Here is a 19,397-nt window from a genome sequence, read left to right as displayed (position 1 = left end):
AGATGTGTATAAGAGACAGCCCAGGGCCTGGGCGATGAGGTCGAAGGAGGGCTGGCCCTGACGGTCGGTTTCCCCGGTTCGCGGGTCGCCGAAGCCCCGGATCGAGGAGTAGATGAGTTCCGGATTGAACTCGGTGAGCGTCTCGTAGCCGAGGTCGTACTTTTCCATCGTGCCCGCGCGGTAGTTCTCGACGACGATGTCGGCTTCCTCGACGAGCGAGAGGAAGTCCGCGCGGTCGTCCGCGTCGGTGAAGTCGAGTTCGATGCTTCGCTTGCCCCGGTTGACGCTCTGGAAGTAGCCGCCGTAGGCCTCTTCGTCGGGGTCGTCGACGAAGGGGGGATTCGACCGGATGAGGTCGCCGCCGGGACGTTCGATCTTGACTACGTCGGCACCCATGTCCGCGAGTAACATCGTGCAGTACGGGCCGGCGAGGACCTGGGTTAGGTCCAGCACGCGCAGGTTCGAGAGTGCGCCCATGGTGTGGGTGGTTGCGATACCGCCACCTAAACCTTTACCATCGATCATGTAGGTGTGAACTTGTGACATAGAGGTGCTGTTAAGGTGTTTAAGGAATATTATCATGGAAGATCATTAGGTTTATACCCGAGTTCATCATGGTTCTGCATACGATGTCCCAAACGGTCGTCCTCGGCGTGATCGGCTCGGACGCTCACGTCGTCGGCATTACGATCCTAGAGCAGGCATTCAGTGCAGCAGGCTTCGATGTCATCAACCTCGGCGTCCAGACCTCCCAGGAAGAGTTCGCCGAGGCCGCGGTAGCACACGATGCCGAGGCCGTACTGGTTTCGTCGCTCTACGGCCACGCCGAGCAGGACTGCCAGGGATTCCACGGCGTGCTCGAAGACGCGGGTGTCGACGCCCACACCTACATCGGCGGCAACCTCGCCGTCGGGCAGGACGACTTCGAGCAGACGCGGGCGACGTTCGAAGAGCTCGGCTTCGACCGGGTCTTCGACTCGGAGACGGACCCCGAAGAAGCGATCGCTGCGCTCCGCCAGGATCTCCAGATTACGACGACGGAGACAGAGCGCGCTACGATCAGTTCCTAGATGATACGAGACGAACGCATTCCGGCCGACGAGCTACGGCGTATCGACGAGGAGATTCGGGCCGACTGGCCGACGGGTGCAGACGTCGACTTCGACGAGGCGATCGCGTACCACGAGTCGCTTCCCGCGAGCAAGCGCTTCGCCGACGTTCTCGAAGAGGCGACCAAACCACTCTTGCAGCCGCGGGCCGGCGTGCCGCGCCTCGACGATCAGGTCGAACTGCTCGAGTACCTCCACGGAGAGGGGAAAGCGGATCTCCTCCCGACGACGATCGACTCGTACACGCGCGATAACGAGTACGAGAAGGCCCAGGAGGGACTCGAGAACGCCCGCGAGAGCGGCGAGGACACCCTCAACGGATTCCCGGCGGTCAACCACGGCGTTTCGGGTTGCCGGGAGCTGATCGAGGCGATCGACGCCCCGATCGAGGTTCGCCACGGGACGCCCGACGCCCGCCTGCTGGCTGCCATCACGTTCGCTGGCGGCTTCCAGAGCTTCGAGGGCGGTCCGATCTCGTACAACATTCCCTACACCAAGCGCCACGGCTTGGAGGAGACCATCGAGAAGTGGCAGTTCGTCGACCGGCTCGCGGGAGCCTACACGGAACGCGGCGTGCGGATCAACCGCGAGCCGTTCGGGCCGCTGACCGGAACCCTGGTGCCGCCCTCGATCGCCATCGCGATCATGCTGGTCGAGGGTCAATTCGCCGCCACGCAGGGCGTACGCTCCGTGACGCTGGGCTACGGCCAGGTCGGCAACGTCGTCCAGGACGTTGCAGCGCTGAACGCCCTGCAGAAACTGGGCGACGAGTTCCTGCCCGACGAGGTCGTCGTCACCACGGTTTTCCACGAGTGGATGGGCGGCTTCCCGCCGGACGAGGCCCGCGCGAACGGCGTGATCAGCCTCGGCGGGATGACCGCCGCCATCGCCCGGCCGGACAAGGTCATCACCAAGTCCCCCCAGGAGTTCCAGGGCGTGCCGACGAAGGAGGCGAACGCCTCCGGACTGCGCACGACGCGCCAGGTCATCGACATGGCGATCGAGCAGGAGATCGACATCGACGGTATCGCGGAGGAACAGGACCTGATCGAGCGCGAAACGCGGTGTCTCATGGACACCATCCTCGAGCACGGCGACGGCGACGTCGTCCAGGGGACGATCAAGGCGTTCGACTCGGGCGCACTCGACGTGCCGTTCGCACCGAGCGACAGCGCGAGAGGGGCCGTCCTCCCCGCACGGGACGACGACGGCCGCGTCCGCATCTTCGAGTGGGCCGACCTCGCGATGGACGACGACATCAAGGAAATCCACCGGGCGCGACTCTCGCGACGCGCGGACACCGAAGGCCGCGACCAGTCGTTTCGCATGGTTGCAGACGACGTCGACGCGATCAGCGACGGAAAACTCATCGGTCGCCCCCAGAACGCGGGGGACGTCTAAGACGACGCTCAACAGTCACCCGCAATATCACCCTCACCCCCACTTCAATCTCAATCGCAACCCAAACTTCAACGCCAACAATGGAAATCACAGCCATCCACGCAACCCCCGGCTACGCCGGGTTCTTCTTCGACGACCAGCGCGCGATCAAGCACGGTGCACAGCAGGACGGGTTCACCTACACCGGCGACCCCGTCACCGACGGCTTCGAGGAAATCCGCCAGGCCGGCGAAACCCTCATCGTCGACGTTGAACTCGCGGACGGAACGACCCACCGCGGCGACTGCGCCGCGGTCCAGTACTCCGGCGCGGGCGGACGCGATCCGCTCTTTCGGGCCGACGAGTTCGCGCCCGTCGTCGAGGGACCCGTCGCCGAAACGCTCGCGGGACGAGACGCAAGCGAGTTTCTGGCGAACGTCGACCGCCTCGAGGAGGTAGCGATCGGCGGGAGCCAACTCCATACTGCGATCCGTTACGGCGTGTCCCAGGCGCTGCTCGCGGCAGCCGCCGCAGCCGAGAGCACGACGCGCACGGACGTACTGGCCGACGCGCTCGGCACGGAGCCCGCGACGGAACCCGTTCCGGTCTTCGGCCAGTCCGGTGACGACCGCTACACGAACACGGAGAAGATGTTCGTCAAGGGCGTCCCCGTCCTCCCGCACGCGCTGATCAACAGCGTCGAGAAGATCGGCGAGAACGGGGAGACGCTGCTCGAGTTCATCGAGTGGCTCACCGAGCGCTCGCAGGAACTCGGTCCCGACGACTACGAGCCGCGATTCCACATCGACGTGTACGGGATGATCGGGGAGGTTTTCGGCGGCCCCTACGATCGCGACGAGGTAGTCGAGTACTTCGCCGCCGTCGAGGACGCCGCGGGGCCGTACCCGATCCAGATCGAGGGGCCGATGGACGCCGGCGGTCGCGAGGCGCAGATCGAGGCGATGGTGGAGCTTCGGACGGGATTACAGGAGGCCGGCGTCGGCGTCGATATCGTCGCCGACGAGTGGTGCAACACCTTCGCAGACGTGCGGGCGTTCGTCGACGCCGGCGCGGCCGACGTCGTCCAGATCAAGACGCCGGACCTCGGTAGTGTCCACCGGAGCGGGCAAGCCGTCCGCTACTGCGAGGGGACCGAGACCCGCGCCTACCTCGGGGGCACCTGCAACGAAACGGCAACGTCCGCACGCGCCTGCGCACACGTCGCGCTCGCGACCGACGCCGCGCAGGTGCTCGCAAAGCCCGGCATGGGCTTCGACGAGGGCTACATGATCGTCGAAAACGAGATGCGGCGGACGATCGCGCGCCGAAACCGCAGCCGGCAACCCGAACTCGATACCGACGAGGTGACCGCAGATGACTAGGGAAGCACAACGGGATTCCGAAACCGAAACCGGGAGCGGAGAACAAAGCGAACCGCGACCGGTTGACTGGACGGATCCCGACACGTTCGCACGGGCGCTCGAGCAATCCGAGACGCGAGAGAAGGGCAACTGCTTCGAGGACTTCGCCGAGGGCGACCGCCTTCAACACGACCCCGGCCTGACACTCACCCGCTGGGGCAACGAGTCGTGGATGAGCCAGACGCTCAACCACGATCCGGCGTACTGGCGTTCCGACGCCGCCGCGGAGCGGGGCTTCGACGGGCCGCCGATCCACCCGGACTACCTCACCGCCGCCACGCTCGGCATCACCGTCGAGGATCTGAGCGAGAAGGGCGGCTACTTCCTCGGACGGACCGACGTGCGATTCCCCGGTGCTCCCGTGTACGCCGGCACCGAACTCCGCGTCGAGAGCGAGGTCGTCTCGACGGCGACCTCGAGTTCGCGTCCCGAGTTCGGCATCGTCACCTGGCGGACGAGGGGGAAAGACGCCGCGACGGGCGAGGTGCTGTGCTCGTACGAGCGGACGAATATGATTCCGCGCCGGGAACCGGTCGCGACGGACGGCGGCGGGAGCGCTACAGCGGCCGATGCCGACGGAGACGAAGACGGTTCCGGTCTCCCCGAAACGTTCGTCACCCCCGATGGGGGCTTCTTCGAGGATTTCGTCGATGCGCTCGAGACGGCCGAAGGACGCGACGCCGCCGTCGCCTACCGCCACGAACGCGGGCGCACCCAGGACGACGTGACCGTGGCCTCGCTCCCGCTCGCGACGCTCAACACGGCCAAGCAGCACCACAACGCCGACGCGATGGCCGACTCGCCGTCGGGCGACATCGTCACCTACGGCGACGTGACCCGCTCGACCGCGCTCGGCCACGCCCGCTCGGACGAGCGAACCTGGCGCGAGGTCGGTTTCGACGACGAGAAATTCCACACGTTCGTCGCACCCGGCGACACCGTCTACGCGTTCACGCGCGTGCTCTCGGCCGACAACGACGCCTCGATCGATGCCGCGGGAACGGTCCGGTTCGAACACATCGCGTTCAACCAGGACGACGAACCCGTGTATTCGGGAACCAGAATCGCCGAGATTCGAAAGCGTACAGCCTGAGAGAGTACCTGCGATCCGATTCACCAGACAACACAGACAATCCAGACATGACCGACGACATCCGACTCTGCCGAACCTTCCAGACCGCACCGGCCGCCGTCCCGAAAGACGACTCCGCAAAATACCTCGTCTCCGGCCTCGAGGCCGATGGCTTCCAGGCACCCGACTGGCTCGTCCCCGACCTGGAGGACGGCACCGCTCCCGACATGAAAGCCGAAGGACTCGAAAACACCATCGACCGCGTCCCCGAGTACGAGTTCCCCGGCGAAATCTGGCCGCGCGTCGAGTGGAGCTACGAGGACGCGGACTACCGGGAGAAGGGCCGCAACCAGATCGATCAGCTCGTGGCCGAACTCGGCGACGACATCGAGGGCGTCGTCGTCCCCAAGGTCGGCCGACTTGAGGACGTCCAGCGAGCGGCCGAGGTCGTCGCCGAGGCCGAGTCCGAACACGGCTATCCGGACAACTCGATCGGCCTCTCGATCATCGTCGAAACCGGCCGGGCCAAGTCCGACCTCCGAAAGATCGCCGCGTTCGGCGCGGAATCGCGACTCACCGCGCTCGTCTTCGGTCCCGTCGACTACACCGCCGAACTCGGCGGGCGCGACCTCGGCGACGGCCGCCCACGCTGGGACGGCCTGCTCGAAGAACTCTCGAACGAGGCCAGCGCCGGCGACTTGCTCTCGATCGGCGGCCCGTTCGACGACCTGTTCAAAGAACGCGCCGGGCTGACCTACTACAACGCCGACGAGTACGCCGATCAGGTCGAACACGAGGCCCGGCTCGGTCTGGACGGTTCTTGGTCGCTCTATCCCAAACAGACCATCCAGGCCAACACGATCCACATGCCCACGCCCGCCGAACTAGAACGCGACGTGCACAAGATCGAGCGGTTCAACGAAGCCAAACGTGAAGGCACCGGCGCGGTCACCATCGACGGCCAGATGGTCGACGAAGCGACGTTCAAGAACTTCGAAAATACGGTCCAACAGGTCCGTGCAATCGACGACCGGCGACCGGCCCAAACCGCAGAGCGCTACGACGAATCACTGTTAGAACGCGCGCGTGAACTCGAACTTTCCTACCAGTAGCGTTCGAGGACGGTCGGATTACCGCCGCCGATGATCCGCGTCACGTGGGGTCGGCGTCTTGTGTGTACCGACAGTTGTTACAGGGAGTATCGAGGATGCCTATTCACAGATTGGGTTCGGATCCGACGAATATTCGTCAGTACGATAGCGTCCGGTTTCTCTTATCTAGGGGGACTCATACATAGCCGTATAGTCTGCTACTAGAAACAGCTTAACCCGGTTACGGAGAATAGATGTCTGAACGCCGATAGAGATCGACCCACCACCCATTCCAAACAGTTTCTCATGAACACAGTACCGAAGTTCAGCGATGGTGTCGAATCACACCACAAACGGTTCGATGTCGATGAGTACAGTGATATTTACGTCGTTGGTGACGTCCACGGAAGCCGGGCCACTCTTGAGACGCTTCTTTCGGACCTCGGCCTGAACGACGACGACCTCGTTATCTTCGTCGGTGATCTGGTACGAAAGGGACCAGATAGCCCCGGCGTGATCGATCTTGTCCGCGAAGATAGTCGTCTCATCAGCGTTCGCGGGAACAACGAGCAGAAAATCGTGCGTGGGCACAAGGACCCAGAATGGCTCCGTGAAGGGGATCGAGCGTATTTTGACTCGCTCCCTGTTGTTATCTCGTTTGCGGATGCACTCGTTGTCCATGGTGGCGTTGACCCCAAGCAAACACTGGAAAACCACTCCGTTGAAGAGCTATTGACGATGCGTGCACCACACGGTGATGGGTATAATGGACCGTTCTGGTACGAGAGTTATGACGGTCCATATCGTGTCTTCTTCGGACACACCGTTCACAACCGTCCGGTTGAGCGAGAGTTCGCCGTCGGTCTCGACACCGGCTGTGTCTATGGTGGCATGCTCACGGCTTACAATTACCGGTATGACGAATTTATCACTACCGACCAGACGACAACTCACCAAGAGCGAGACGACTCAAAAGTCGTTCACCCGGCTTGAATCGGTTTTCTACCGTGAGGTCGGACACACCCCGCAATTCTAGATACGTTTGGAGTTCGAATAACCGTGTTCGGAAATATCGGCGTTATACGTACTCCGATCGGAGACGATTCCGCGCTCCCTCACGAGTCTTGAAATACCGTCGTTCGCCGTCAGTTGTTCGAACTGCCCAGTCGTAGATTTCGCTGTTAGGACGATACCAGTACTCGGAATACGCGTCGAACACAGGTTTCTCTCCGCCGTCTGACCGGGCCTGAGTAATTGTCTCGTCGTGCGTGGAGTCATCCGGTTTCTCGCGACCGGCATCTGCATCGGTTTCGGACGCGTCCGCAATGAGGAGGTCCCCCTCGATGAGATCTGTATCGACCATCAGCCCCGATTCACTTCCGCGATCGAGAGCCGCTTTCGTGGCTGTCATCAGTATCTCTTGGATGTCCCGTACGGGGTCATCACCCGGAGAGATTTGCTCGTAGCTCCCGTCGCTTTGCATCACCCACCGACGGCGGTTATCCGCCATTGACGACTCCAGGATGAACCGGAGTTGTCTACGCAGTTGTGTCTCCTGAACCGGAGTAACGGCTTCCACCCGATAGTCGAGATTCCGTGTCATCCAATCGGCCGACCCAATGTACCATTCAGGCTTGCCACCGTTTTCGAAGTAGAAGATTCGAGCGTGTTCGAGGAATCGGCCGACAATCGAATGGACAGTGATGTTCTCGCTCAACGCTTCGATACCAGGGCGGAGCCGACAGATGTCCCGAACAATCAGATCGATCTCAACACCGGCTCTCGAAGCGCGATAGAGTTCCTCGACCATCGAGGGATCTTCGAGTCCGTTTACCTTCACGACGATCCGCGCCCGTCGGCCCGCATCGGCATGGTCAGCTTCCCGTCTAATCATCTCCGTAAACCGCTCGCGCATCGTTACAGGCGCGATTAGGAGCTTCCGGAAGCGATCATCGAGCGTTGGTCCGGTAAAAAAGTTGAATACCTTCGTGAGGTCGTGGCCAATGTCCTGATTGGCGGTCACCAACCCCAGATCAGAATACCCCTTCGCCGTCTCCGAGTGGTAATTTCCCGTCCCGACGTGTGAGTAGAGTCGAACACCGTCGTCTTCCTGTCGAACGACGAGCGCAGTCTTAGAATGCGTTTTCAGGTTGACGGTTCCGTAGGCGACGTGGATACCTTCCTCCTCGAGTTGTCGAACCCACTCCAGGTTATTCTTCTCGTCGAAGCGAGCCTTGAGTTCAACCATCACAGCCACCTGCTTGCCGTTCTTGGCGGCGTCGATGAGACTTTGTATCACCTTCGAGTCACTCGCCGTCCGATAGATGGCCGCTTTCACTGCGAGCACGTTGGGGTCGTTTGCCGCCGCGTTGAGAAACTGTTGTACCGTCCCTTCGAAGGAGTGGTACGGATGATGTACAAGGACATCCCCCTCTCGAATCTCATCAAAGATAGCCATCGGTCCGTCTTGAGTATCGCTCGTCACCGATCGAAATCGGGGGTGTGCTCGTGGGGTCCACGAAGACCGCTTGAGATCAGGACGGTCCAGCTCGGCGAGTTCGAAAAAGTCCTCGAAATCGATTGGTCCCTCCCGATAGAACACTTCCCGATCATGCACATCAAGCTGCGCTTTGAGGGTCGAAAGCGACTCGGCTGGCATATCGGCATCGACTTCCAGCCTGACGACTGTCGCAAAGCGACGCTGCTCGAGAACCTCCTCAACCATATCGATGAGGTCCTCAGCGACCTCTTCGTTACGCCGCACCTCAGCGTTCCGAGTCACTTTGAATTTCGACACGTCGCGGATGTCGAGATCGGGAAGCAGTAGATCAAGATTTGCTTCGATCAACTCTTCGATGAGAATATACCGATCCGTTCTGTCGGGAATCGCTATCAACCGCGGCTGGTTTGATGGGATTTTGATGCGAGTGAACGTGGGGTCATCAGCCTCGTCCGACGAAAGTACAGCAAGAGAAAGTGAGAGATTCGAAATGAACGGAAACGGGTGAGCCGGGTCGAACGAAAGGGGCGTCAGCGTTGGCAGTATCGACTCCTCGAAGTACGTCCGTACCGTTTCGCGCGTATCCGCCGATAACTCGTCGAGATCGCAAATCTCGATACCCTCATCCGCGAGTGTGGGCTTGAGCGTGTTTTGCCAATATGCTGATTGCTGGCGAAAAAGCGGACGTGCGGTATCAAGCACCTCGCGCCACTGTTGTTTCGGCGTTCGACCATCCGGCGTCGTCTCGGTCACGTCGGCTTCGATCTGCTGTTTGAGCCCACCGACGCGCTTCATGAAGAACTCGTCAGTGTTCTTGGTAAAGAACGCAAGAAATCGAAGCCGTTCGAGTGGTGGATTGCGCTCGTCCATCCCCTCGCAAAGAACACGCTCCTGAAAAGCAAGCTCTGAGAGTTCCCGATTCAGGTAGTACTCGGGGTTCGTGAGGTCCCTCTCGCTCATTGCTGCACCTCACAGCACCCATGTAGCTGTGGCCCCCCGATTCGACGTGGCTGATCGCTCACGGATTCGAGTTCAAATCGTGTCGGTCGATTTCCGCCGATCGGTCTCCGTTGAACCGGTGGCTCACAATTGCGTCCCACACTGGGCACTGCATTCGATACCGAACACCCAGCCCGTCGAACAACCGTCCGTAACCAGCCGAGTACGCCTCTCGTCCCGTCGACATCCGTGGCGATAGTTCGCATGCGATCGGTCTGTGAACCGAGTTGTCCGAGAGTATCAGGCTTCGGCATAGGGCTGGAAAGTAATCGTTTCAGTTGACAGTTCAGACTCTCTCATCGGAGTCCGAACGAACTCGGGTGACTCCATCGCACGTTCCATTGCGTCACGTCTGCTCAACTGGCTCCGGATCGCAGCTAAACTCTCATCAAGAATATGAGTATATCTCTGGGTAGTGCCAGTCGTGCGACACTCCCGGGTCGGATGGACATCTCCGGTTCCCCCACGTATTCGATCGGGCTTGTGGATCGAACACTGCCAGAGATCGGATTGTGGCATACCCGGTAAAGAATCATCGGACTACAAGTAACCCACTTAATAGCTCTATGTATCAATATGTATTTATCTAAAAATAGGCGCTAAGACCCCTTCCTCAGCGAGCGAAGCGAGCAGGGAGGGGATACAGCGCCGCTCGAGTTTCATACACTGTTCTACAGCAGGTTCACAGGCCCCACGTGATCGGTAACACTTTACGTATAGAGTGCATTGTGTGCATACAGTGAAACGGAAAACTATCACCATTCGGGAGGACCAAGACGAGTGGATCGAGGAGCAGCACCTCAACCTCTCGTCGTTCGTCCGTGACAAACTCGACGAACTCATCGAAGAACGTTCGTAGATGAACTACAACTACCGGTACAGACTCGACCCGTCCGATGCCGTCCAAGAGACGTTGGACCGGCATCGGGATCTGTATCGGCAAGTGTACAACCACTTCCTCCGCCGTCTCAATCACAGCGACGGGACGGCAAAGTACGACGAGATCAACCGACTCCCGTCGATCAAGGAGTGGTGGACCGATCTCACCGACCTGTACTCTCGAACACTTCAGAACGTCGTTGAGCGGTTGTACGACAACCTCTCACGACTCAAAGACGCGAAGAATAATGGTCGTGCGGTTGGCCTGCTCAAGTGGAAAGCGCCGAACGAGTACCGATCGTTCACGTACCGACAGTCTGGCTTCGAGCTCAAGAATACGAGCGGTCAGACCGTCCTACGGCTTTCAAAGATCGGAGAAATACCCGTTCACTTCCACCGAGAGCTACCCGACGACGCGACGATCAAACAGGTAACGGTCAAGAAGGAACCGACGGGCGAGTGGTTCGCTGTTCTCGGTGCCGAAACGCCCGAAGACCCGCCAGAGAAACCCGAGAACCCGATGAACGTCGTCGGGATCGACGTGGGTATTCTGAAGTACGCACACGACACCGACGGCCACGCGATCGAATCGGTCGATCTTTCGGCCGAACGCGACCGGTTGGAACGCGAACAACGGAAGCTCTCACGCAAAGAACACGGATCGGCGAACTACCGCAAGCAACAGCGAGTCGTCGCCAAACGTCACGCCGACCTGAAGCGAAAGCGCCGGGACTTCCTTCACAAACTCTCGAACTACTACGCTCGAGAGTACGATCTCGTCGCGGTCGAAGACCTTGACGCGAAAGGTCTTGTCGAACTCGACGGTAACTCACGGAACCGTGCCGGAGCAGCGTGGGGGACGTTCCTTCGAATGCTCGAGTACAAATGCGAACGCGAAGGCACGCACTTCGTGGCTGTCGATCCGGCCGGAACGACCAAAGAGTGTGCGGCGTGTGGTGTCTCGACCGACAAGCCGCTGTGGGTCCGCGAACACTCATGTCCCTCCTGTGGATTCACCGCCGATAGGGACTGGAACGCAGCGTGGAACATTCTTTCTCGCGGTATCAAGCAGTTAGGAGCGGGACGCTCCGAATCAACGCCTGTGGAGACTGCGCTCCCTACGGGAACCCATTCGGTTCCTGCAAAGCGCATCGTGGAAGCAGGAAGCCCCTCCCTCAAGCGCGAGCCGAAAGGCGAGCGGTAGGGTGGGGTAGTTCACTACCGTCACCGTCTGCGGGAACGGTCATCTGAGCGGTTGTTACGATGCGGACTCCACGGTAGGTAGTGTTGATGTCCGCTGAGCACCGACGATCCGAACGAGCGACGAAATTGGGACACCTGCGCTGTGGGTGGTAGCCGCTCGAACCCGTGGAGAGTAACAGCAGCGGAAAGGAGACCACCTCGAACCAGGCACACTTCGCTGCGCGTGACTGGCTACTTTAATTCTACCGACATCTATTCCCTACAAACGTGGTCCCAACAGCAACGGTTGGGACGGAAACTACGGTCCGTACGAAGTACTTCCGTGATCCAATCTCGTTCGTCGCAAAACGGTGGGGTTGGGATTTGAACCCAAGAGGCTGACGCCACCTGCTTTCAAGGCAGGCGCAATAGGCCGCTCTGCCACCCCACCTCACCTGCGTCTTCCCCGTGCGTTCAAAAAGGGTTATCGGTCTCTGTCCGCTCGAGCGTTTCGTCCGGACCAACCCTCAGCCCGAGTTCAGCAACGGCGGCAGCCATTGTGTCTGTCCCCGGTCGACCAGCCTGCTGGCGCGCCTCGAGAGTGGCGATGGTTGCACACAGTCCGGACTCGGTCGCGATAGTCGGGAGCATGGGCGCGAAGCCGAGTTTGAGGTCGGCCTCCGCTGCTGCCGTCCGTTTTGCGAGCGTCGAGACTGCCGGCGTTTCGTACGCGTCGGTGAAGTCTATCGGCTCGGTAAAGCCCGCGAAGTACGCCCGGCCGTTGGAGGAAGGGCCGAGGACGACGTCGTGGCGGCGCAGCGACATCGCCGCCCCGTCGAGTTCAGTTCGGGCGACGAGCGGGACCGTGGGTTCGAGGACGCCGACCGCGTCGGCCTGATCGCGCTCGAGTAAGTGCGTGACCGTGTTTCCGATGCGGGCTGCGTGCGTGGAGCCGACCTGGCGTTCGAATCTGACGGTCTCGGCGTCGGTCGGTTCGAGCGCCGCCGCAGCGAGTTCACGGACAGCGGTCTCAGCGTCTCCCGTTCCCGCATCAGCGGCCGCGTCCGGTATCGTCTCCTCGTCGCGGTAGTTGAGCAGGACGTCGCCGCCGCTTTGCTCGGCGGCCCGCACCACGTCGGTGACGGCGGCTTCGTAGAGCGTCACAGCCGCTGATTCGGAGAGCGGTGTCGACTCGACGAGCGACGGCAGGACCAGCCCCGGCCACGGCGGGTCGACGGGAACGACGACGATCATACTGACTCGTCCGGGACCTGAACTCTTGAACGCGGCGCTTTGTGCGGATCGAACCGGGAAACTCGGACGAATTATAGGGGTGGAGGCTGTGCACCCGCGTATGACCGATCGATCACTCACGATCGAGGGACTGCTCGGAACGGGAGTCGTCGGCGTGCTGGCGGCGCTCGGCGTCTACGGGTTTACAACTGGCTACCTGCTCGAATCTCCCGGCCGGTTGTTCGCGCCGTCGGTTGCGACGCTCGGGATTGTCGTTGCGGTCGTCGGCACGCTGGTACTCCTCGGCGCGCGTTCGAAGCGGTGGCGGCAGAATCCGTACTGGTAGCGCTCGCGGCTTCTGGTCCGGTATCGCGCTCGTTACCGTTTTTGTCGCCCCTTCGTCTGCCGATAGTCCGATGCCATGAGGTCGACGAAGTGCTCGATCCAGGTCTGGGTCTGCGCTGCGGACTGATCGCGGGGCGCTTCCATCGGCACGAGTTCGAAGCCGCGTCCGCGGATCGTCGTCGCGTGGGCGTCGGGAAGGACGAGTTCGTCCGCCGGCGTCGTGGTGTAGTCGGTGCCGAGGACGGAGAGCGCTCGGTCGCCGATGGGGACCAGGATTTCGGGGTTTATCATCCGGATTTCGGCGTTGAGGTAGGGTTCGCAGGTGTCGATTTCCTCGGCGGTCGGCGGCCGCTCCGGATGGCGACAGCGCGTGAGAGTCGTCAGATAGACGTTCTCGAGTTCGGGCTGGTCGGCGGGAGACGTGGCGTCACAGAGGGCGAGGCGTTCGAGGATGCGGCGGAGGTCGTCGGCGGTGTTCGTGCTGGCCGCCGCGTCGGTGTCCGCGTCCGCGCCGGTGTCCACCTCGGTACCCGACTCCGCCGCGGAATCGCGCGCGACGAGTGGAACCCCGCTCTCGTCGGCCGCTCGACTCGGGCGTTCACCGACGAACAGGAAGTCAGCGCCGACATCGCCGTAGCCGTGGACGACCTGCGTGCGCGTCTCGCAGAGCGCCGGGCAGTTCCGGCACTGCTCGTCCATGCTGAACGGGTTCGCCCGCGTTTGCTGATTCGCGTCCACACTCGGGTCTCGGCGGGGACGACCAAAAGCACCGCGACTGCACGGAGCGTCAGCGACCCAGCCCGCCGCGCTCGTTGACTTCGAGAATGAACTTGACGTTGCGGACGATCTCCTCCGGCGACGTGTCTTCGTCCGCGTCGTAGAGGTCGCTGGTCCGGTACAGGATGTTCGCGAGTTGCTTGCTCTCGCTCGACTCGCCGCGCACGTCGTCGGCAACGGCTCGGATGCGCTCGACGCGTTCCGGGTCCGGACTGAACTCGTCGGTTTCAGCATCGTCGTCGCGCTCAGCGCCGTCTTCACCGGCATCCGGTTCTGTCACCGTATCGTCCGCGCTCTCGTCGGTCATTGGTCCGGCGAGGGCGTCTCCGTCCGGCTTGCCTGAGACACGCCGCGCCGGTGAACGATCCCCGTGTTGTTCGCGACGTTCTGGGTGATCGTTCTGAACGCATCGCCGGTCTCACTGTCGTTGTCGAGGACGGTCGGCTCGCCGCCGTCGCCGCCCTCGCGGACAGCCGGGTCGAGCGGGATCGAGCCCAGAAACGGCATGTCGTGAGTCTCGGCGAACTCCTCGCCGCCCCCGGAGCCGAAGATGTCGTGTTCGCCGCCGCAGTCGGGACAGGCGAACGTCGACATGTTCTCGGCGATACCGAGCACGACGGTGTCGTGTTTGGCGAACATCTCGAGGCCCTTGCGGGCGTCGTCGAGCGCTACGTCCTGGGGCGTCGTAACGATAACCGCGCCCGTGACGGGCATGGTCTGGAGCATCGTCAACTGCGTGTCGCCGGTGCCCGGCGGGAGGTCGACGACGAGGTAATCGAGGTGGCCCCACTCGACGTCCTCGGTGAGCTGCGTGATGACCTTGTGGACCATCGGGCCGCGCCAGATGACCGGATCGTCCTTCCCGGTGAGAAAGGCCATGCTCATCAGCTTCACGCCGTACTTTTCGGGCGGCACGAGCGTCTCGTCCTCGGTGGCCATCGGCGGCTCGTCGGCGTCGACCATCCGCGGCACGTTCGGACCGTACACGTCGGCGTCGAAAAGCCCGACGCGCGCCCCCAACTGCGAGAGCCCGGCGGCGAGATTGACCGCGACGGTCGACTTGCCGACGCCGCCCTTGCCGGAGGCGACGGCGATGACGTTCTTGACGTTCGGCAGGACCTGTTCGTCGGTTTCGAAGTCGTCACGGTCGGGAATACTCGCGGAAAGGTCGGGTTCGAGTCCCTCCGCGACGAGCAACTCGCGGATCTCGGCGGCGATGTCGGACTCGGTTGGCGAGTACGGTGCGCCGAGTGCGAGATCGATGGCAACCTCGTCCCCCTCGACAGTCACGTCGTTGACCAACCCGAGCGAGACGATATCGTCGCCGAGTTCGGGATCATCGACCGACCGAAGGCGGTCGCGAACGGCGGCTTCGTCCATGTTTGAAGGTACCTCCGGGCGTCGAAAAGGGTTGTGTTCGCGGGGGCGACGACACGGCCGGTCGACTCAGGGATCAGGGGTTGAAGTCGAACCGCGGCCCGCCGTACGTCGGCGGGTCGGGTTCGAGTTCAACGCCGCGCTCGTAGCGGACGAAATTGAGGTAGAACGGGCGGCCACAGCCGTCGATCGGGCTCCCCTCACGATCGGTAACGGTGCCGTCTTCGCCGCAGAGAAAGGCGATTCCGTCCGCGGATTCGCGGGTTGCCAGGCCGTCGGTCGGCGTGGCGTACTCCCAGCCCGGCTGTGCGTGTTTCGTGACCGAGCGGTCCGCGAGGTCGGGACCGCGTTCGATGCTGTGGACGGCGTCGCAGTGGGGGCAGGTGTATCGGACGGTGACGGAAGCCATCGGTGGCGGATCTAAGAGGGCACGAACCGTAAGGATGCGGTCGCCGTGACTGCCGCCACCGCCGGGACCGAACTGTTTACCGATTGGCGACCGGACGGACGGCCATGACCGATCCCGACCCTCAACCCGAGGCTGAGGCCGAACGGACAGCCGAGTTCGACCCCGAAAAGTTCGAGGAGAAGTACGTCCACTACTTCGACGAACTCGAAGCGGCGTATTCGAACGCCTACCAGCAACTCCACGGGCAGGTCGATTCCGAGGTCCTTCGAGCGATCGACCGACAGGTGTTGAGCGAGAGCGAACCGGTGTACGAGGGCAGCGGCGAGTTCAGCGTCGCCCTCCCCGAGAACCCGCGGGAGCGAGTCGGCGCTGTCGACGACGAGGAGTTCGAGGCCGTGCTCTCCGCGTTCACCGAGCGGATCGAACGGGAGTTACAGCGGCTCTTCGAGCTCGGGGACGGGACTGCGGAGTGAACTCGCGGTGTCGATCCTCGATTGAACGGGCCGACTCGATCGCCGGACCCGGAACACCTTTTGCGATCACGGGAATCCATGCAGGTATGATCGACGAGACGGTCGAGGAGATTCAGGAGATGCAGACGCACAGCTCCTCGGTAGTCGCCGTAAACGCGACGCGGGCGCTCGAGGAACTGCTCGATCGGGAGTTCGCGACCGCCGAAGAGTACGTTCGCGCGCTCGAGCGAAACGGCTCGGTGCTCCGGCGAGCAAACCCGTCCCACGCGTCGCTCCAGAACGCGGTTCGCCAGGTCGTGGCGGCCGTGACCGAGGCCGACCCCGAGACCGTGACGGAAGCGAAGATACTGACCCAGGAGGAGATCGACGCGGTCGTCTCGCGGGTCGAATCCGCCAAGGAGCGGGCGGCCGAGAACGCCGTGTCGTCTCTCGAAGACGGCATGACGTTGCTGACCCACGACTACTCCTCGACCGTTATCGAGGCGCTCGAACAAGCGACGGACGCGGGCAAATCCTTCGAGGTTTACGTCACCGAAGCGCGACCGCGTTACATCGGCCGCAAGACGGCCCGCCGGCTCGCCGACCTCGACGGCGTCGAAGCGACGCTGATCGCCGACAGCGCAAACGGCTACTATCTCGAGGAGTGTGACCGCGTCGTCGTCGGCATGGACTGCATCGTCGAGGACACCCTCTACAATCGCGTCGGGACGTTCCCGATCGCGGCGACCGCGAGCGAACTCGACGTTCCGGTGACCGTCCTCGGATCGGCCTCGAAGATCGTCGGCGAGGGCTTCGTCTTCGAGAACGAGTTCAGGTCGGGTAGCGAGGTGATGCCGGAGCCGGCGGAGGGATTCGGCGTGGAGAACCCGACCTACGACGCGACGCCGGTGGCGTTGCTCGAGAGCGTGATCACCGACGAGGGACGAGAGACGTTCTGAGTGTCCGGCTTCCCGTTTCGCGTCGCCCGCTGATTCGTCGTTTCATCGTGGCACCGATTCGCCGATACTGGGTCGCTGTTTCACGGCGTCGTCGACCCCCTCGAACCCGAGACGACGAGCGATCAGCATCGCTGACGGTCACGATCCCGTGACGACAGTCTATGCCGGTGTCCGTCGTACTGGGAGTATGCGCCTCGTCCAGGTGTTCGTTCCAGCGGGTGATCTCGAACTCGTCCTCGAGCGGGCGGAGGCGGCCGGCGTCGACTACGCCGTCTCCGAGGAGACGAGTAACGACGAGTTCGAGGCGCTCGTCTCGATTCCCGTCCCGCCGGCCGCCGTCGAACCGCTCGTCGCCGACTTTCGGAAGGCCGGCCTCGACGAGTCCTCCTACACGGTGGTCACGTCCGCGGAGACGATCGTTTCCGACCGGACCGACGACCTGCTCGGCCGGTTTTCCGGCACCCGAATCTCCCGCGAAGAGTTGCAGTCCCAGGCGGTGGCGCTCGCGCCCGCGAGTTCGACGTACTACACGCTGCTCATCGTCAGCACGGTCATCGCGACGGCCGGCCTGTTGCTCGACTCCGCGGCGACGATCATCGGCGCGATGGTCGTCGCACCGCTTATGGGACCCGCGCTCGCGGCGAGCGTCGGCGTCGTCGTCGACGACGACGAACTCGCGAGACGCGGGGTCGTCTTGCAAGTCGTCGGCCTTCTTGTCGCCGTCGCAACGGCGGCGCTGCTGGGGTGGCTCCTCAGGGGAACGGTGTTGTTGCCGCCGGGCTTTGACATCACGACGGTGCCACAGATCCGCGAGCGGATCACGCCGAACGCGCTGGCGCTGTTTCTCGCGCTCGGCTCCGGCGTCGCCGGCGTCATCAGCCTCATCCGCAACGTCGGCTCGGTCCTCGTCGGCGTCGCAATCGCCGTCGCGCTCGTGCCGCCGGCCGCGACGGTGGGCCTCGGAATCGCCTGGGGGCATCCGGAGGTCGTCGTCACCGCCGGCACGCTCGTTCTGGTCAACCTGCTCTCGATCAACCTCACCGCGTTACTCCTGCTCTGGCTCTCCGGCTACCGACCGCACCGCGTCGGGAGCGTCGACCGCGTCTACGGTCGCCTTCGCTCGCGGATCGTCGTGTTGGTCGTTGCTATCGCCGTCCTCTCGGTGATCCTCGGGGGCGTCACCTACGGCACCTACCAGACTGCAGCCGTCGAACACGACGCGCGAACCGAACTCGACGCGATGAGCGACGAACCGCCGTTCGACGAGCTCGTCCTGCGAGAACTCTCCGTCCAGTACGAACTGATCGACCTCTACACCGGCGACGTGCCGGTCGTAACCGTCCTCGTCGAACGCCCGCCCGGCGAGACGGAACCGCCCGACTTCGCCGAGCAGGTGCGTGAACGACTCGAAACGGCGACGGGAACCGAACTCGAGGTCGTCACCGAACTGGTCGACACGCAGCGAAGCGGCTAACCGGCGGCTGGTCACTCGCGCTCGCCGAACGATCGCGGCGCACCCGCCGTCGGACTCGCCCACGCGACAGCGTTTCGGAGCACCCGCCGAATCTCCGCGTTCTCGTAGATCGGATACGTCTCGTGGCCCGGTCGGAAATAGAAGATGCGCCCGCTCCCGCGACGATAACAACAGCCGCTTCGAAACACTTCGCCGCCCTCGAACCAGCTCGTAAAGACCAGTCGGTCCGGCTCCGGTACGTCGAACGGCTCGCCGTACATCTCCGTCTCCGGCAACTCGATGAACTCGTCCAGCCCGTCCGCGATCGGGTGGCCGGGATCGACGACCCACAGCCGTTCCGTGCCGCCGTCTTCGCGCCACTGGAGGCTACACGACGTTCCGAGCAGCCGCTTGAATATCTTCGAGTAATGTGCGGAGTGGAGGACCAGCAAGCCCATCCCCTCGAGCACGCGCTCCTGAACGCGGTCGACAACCTCGTCTTCGACCTCGTCGTGCGCCTCGTGTCCCCACCAGAGCAACACGTCGGTCGCGTCGAGTACGTCCTCGGTGAGCCCGTGTTCCGGTTCGTCGAGTGTCGCCGTCCGAACCTCGTACTCGACGCCGTCCTCGGTCTCGGCTTCCTCGCCGGTAAACACGGTCGCAAGCGCCTCGTGAATCCCCTCCGGATACACCGCCGCGACCTCCTCGTCCTCGCGCTCGTGTCTGAACTCGTTCCAGATCGTAATCGTACACATTGGA

General features: G+C 62.6%; 18 protein-coding genes, 1 tRNA gene and 1 pseudogene. 11 read left to right on the top strand and 9 right to left on the bottom strand.

The window, feature by feature from the left end:
• Window positions 1–477, bottom strand: a pseudogene (gene mct / locus C480_RS02030) (succinyl-CoA:mesaconate CoA-transferase); the annotation flags it as partial.
• Between the two features lie 137 nt (window positions 478–614).
• On the opposite strand from mct, the gene glmS reads away from it, so the two are divergent.
• The 6 genes from glmS to C480_RS21990 all read left to right on the top strand — a co-directional run bounded on the left by glmS (window position 615) and on the right by C480_RS21990 (window position 7,066).
• Window positions 615–1,070 carry a methylaspartate mutase subunit S gene (glmS, locus tag C480_RS02025; RefSeq protein WP_006663955.1) on the top strand — a complete coding sequence of 152 codons (456 nt, stop codon included), beginning with the start codon at window positions 615–617 and terminating at the stop codon, window positions 1,068–1,070.
• Window positions 1,071–2,510 (top strand): methylaspartate mutase subunit E, encoded by a 1,440-nt coding sequence (locus C480_RS02020; RefSeq protein ID WP_006663954.1) that lies wholly within the window; start codon window positions 1,071–1,073, stop codon window positions 2,508–2,510. It begins immediately after the preceding gene.
• A gap of 80 nt (window positions 2,511–2,590) precedes the next feature.
• Window positions 2,591–3,871, top strand: a complete 1,281-nt coding sequence (locus tag C480_RS02015) for a methylaspartate ammonia-lyase (RefSeq protein WP_006663953.1) — start codon at window positions 2,591–2,593, stop codon at window positions 3,869–3,871.
• Entirely contained in the window at window positions 3,864–5,003 is a 1,140-nt protein-coding gene (mch, locus tag C480_RS02010) for a 2-methylfumaryl-CoA hydratase (protein ID WP_006663952.1), read from the top strand. Before C480_RS02015 ends, mch begins: the two co-directional genes overlap by 8 nt.
• Window positions 5,004–5,050: 47 nt before the next feature.
• Window positions 5,051–6,094 (top strand): L-malyl-CoA/beta-methylmalyl-CoA lyase, encoded by a 1,044-nt coding sequence (gene citE / locus C480_RS02005; protein ID WP_006663951.1) that lies wholly within the window; start codon window positions 5,051–5,053, stop codon window positions 6,092–6,094.
• Between the two features lie 285 nt (window positions 6,095–6,379).
• On the top strand, window positions 6,380–7,066 hold the full coding sequence (locus tag C480_RS21990; protein WP_006663950.1) for a metallophosphoesterase family protein: 687 nt from the start codon (window positions 6,380–6,382) through the stop codon (window positions 7,064–7,066).
• Window positions 7,067–7,151: 85 nt separating this feature from the next.
• Here C480_RS21990 and ppk1 read toward each other — a convergent pair whose 3' ends face one another.
• A complete protein-coding gene (gene ppk1 / locus C480_RS01995; protein ID WP_083873327.1) occupies window positions 7,152–9,533 on the bottom strand; it encodes a polyphosphate kinase 1 in 2,382 nt (793 codons plus the stop codon).
• 898 nt (window positions 9,534–10,431) lie between these two features.
• Here ppk1 and C480_RS01990 point away from each other — a divergent pair.
• Window positions 10,432–11,655 carry an RNA-guided endonuclease InsQ/TnpB family protein gene (locus tag C480_RS01990; protein WP_006663947.1) on the top strand — a complete coding sequence of 408 codons (1,224 nt, stop codon included), beginning with the start codon at window positions 10,432–10,434 and terminating at the stop codon, window positions 11,653–11,655.
• A 347-nt stretch (window positions 11,656–12,002) separates the two neighbouring features.
• Here the strand turns inward: C480_RS01990 and C480_RS01985 are convergent.
• Both C480_RS01985 and C480_RS01980 read right to left on the bottom strand, forming a co-directional pair.
• A tRNA-Ser gene (locus C480_RS01985) sits at window positions 12,003–12,084 on the bottom strand.
• Window positions 12,085–12,107: 23 nt separating this feature from the next.
• A complete protein-coding gene (locus C480_RS01980) occupies window positions 12,108–12,887 on the bottom strand; it encodes a glycosyltransferase family protein (protein ID WP_006663946.1) in 780 nt (259 codons plus the stop codon).
• A gap of 100 nt (window positions 12,888–12,987) precedes the next feature.
• Here C480_RS01980 and C480_RS01975 point away from each other — a divergent pair, with 100 nt between their 5' ends.
• Complete coding sequence (locus C480_RS01975; protein ID WP_006663945.1) at window positions 12,988–13,212, top strand: hypothetical protein; 225 nt, start codon at window positions 12,988–12,990, stop codon at window positions 13,210–13,212.
• A 32-nt stretch (window positions 13,213–13,244) separates the two neighbouring features.
• On the opposite strand, the gene C480_RS01970 is transcribed toward C480_RS01975, so the two are convergent.
• The 4 genes from C480_RS01970 to C480_RS01955 all read right to left on the bottom strand — a co-directional run bounded on the left by C480_RS01970 (window position 13,245) and on the right by C480_RS01955 (window position 15,774).
• Window positions 13,245–13,910, bottom strand: coding sequence for a uracil-DNA glycosylase (locus C480_RS01970; RefSeq protein ID WP_049903069.1), 666 nt, complete (start codon window positions 13,908–13,910; stop codon window positions 13,245–13,247).
• A gap of 88 nt (window positions 13,911–13,998) precedes the next feature.
• Complete coding sequence (locus tag C480_RS01965) at window positions 13,999–14,295, bottom strand: hypothetical protein (protein WP_006663943.1); 297 nt, start codon at window positions 14,293–14,295, stop codon at window positions 13,999–14,001.
• On the bottom strand, window positions 14,292–15,368 hold the full coding sequence (locus C480_RS01960) for an Mrp/NBP35 family ATP-binding protein (protein ID WP_006663942.1): 1,077 nt from the start codon (window positions 15,366–15,368) through the stop codon (window positions 14,292–14,294). The genes C480_RS01965 and C480_RS01960 overlap by 4 nt, the downstream gene beginning before the upstream one ends.
• 73 nt (window positions 15,369–15,441) lie before the next feature.
• The gene (locus C480_RS01955; protein ID WP_006663941.1) at window positions 15,442–15,774 is read right to left on the bottom strand and encodes a hypothetical protein; all 333 of its coding nucleotides are present in this window, start codon (window positions 15,772–15,774) and stop codon (window positions 15,442–15,444) included.
• Window positions 15,775–15,878: 104 nt separating this feature from the next.
• Here C480_RS01955 and C480_RS01950 point away from each other — a divergent pair, with 104 nt between their 5' ends.
• From C480_RS01950 to C480_RS01940, 3 genes are all read left to right on the top strand, one after another.
• Window positions 15,879–16,247, top strand: a complete 369-nt coding sequence (locus C480_RS01950) for a DUF5783 family protein (RefSeq protein WP_006663940.1) — start codon at window positions 15,879–15,881, stop codon at window positions 16,245–16,247.
• A gap of 86 nt (window positions 16,248–16,333) precedes the next feature.
• Window positions 16,334–17,185, top strand: a complete 852-nt coding sequence (locus C480_RS01945; RefSeq protein ID WP_006663939.1) for a translation initiation factor eIF-2B — start codon at window positions 16,334–16,336, stop codon at window positions 17,183–17,185.
• A gap of 187 nt (window positions 17,186–17,372) precedes the next feature.
• On the top strand, window positions 17,373–18,659 hold the full coding sequence (locus tag C480_RS01940; protein ID WP_006663938.1) for a TIGR00341 family protein: 1,287 nt from the start codon (window positions 17,373–17,375) through the stop codon (window positions 18,657–18,659).
• 11 nt (window positions 18,660–18,670) lie between these two features.
• On the opposite strand, the gene C480_RS01935 is transcribed toward C480_RS01940, so the two are convergent.
• Window positions 18,671–19,393 (bottom strand): ThuA domain-containing protein, encoded by a 723-nt coding sequence (locus C480_RS01935; protein WP_006663937.1) that lies wholly within the window; start codon window positions 19,391–19,393, stop codon window positions 18,671–18,673.
• Window positions 19,394–19,397 lie beyond the last annotated feature (4 nt).

Origin of the sequence: Natrialba aegyptia DSM 13077 (assembly GCF_000337535.1) — an archaeon.
GTDB classification, from domain to species: domain Archaea; phylum Halobacteriota; class Halobacteria; order Halobacteriales; family Natrialbaceae; genus Natrialba; species Natrialba aegyptia.
This window is presented reverse-complemented; position numbering and strand designations above follow the sequence as displayed.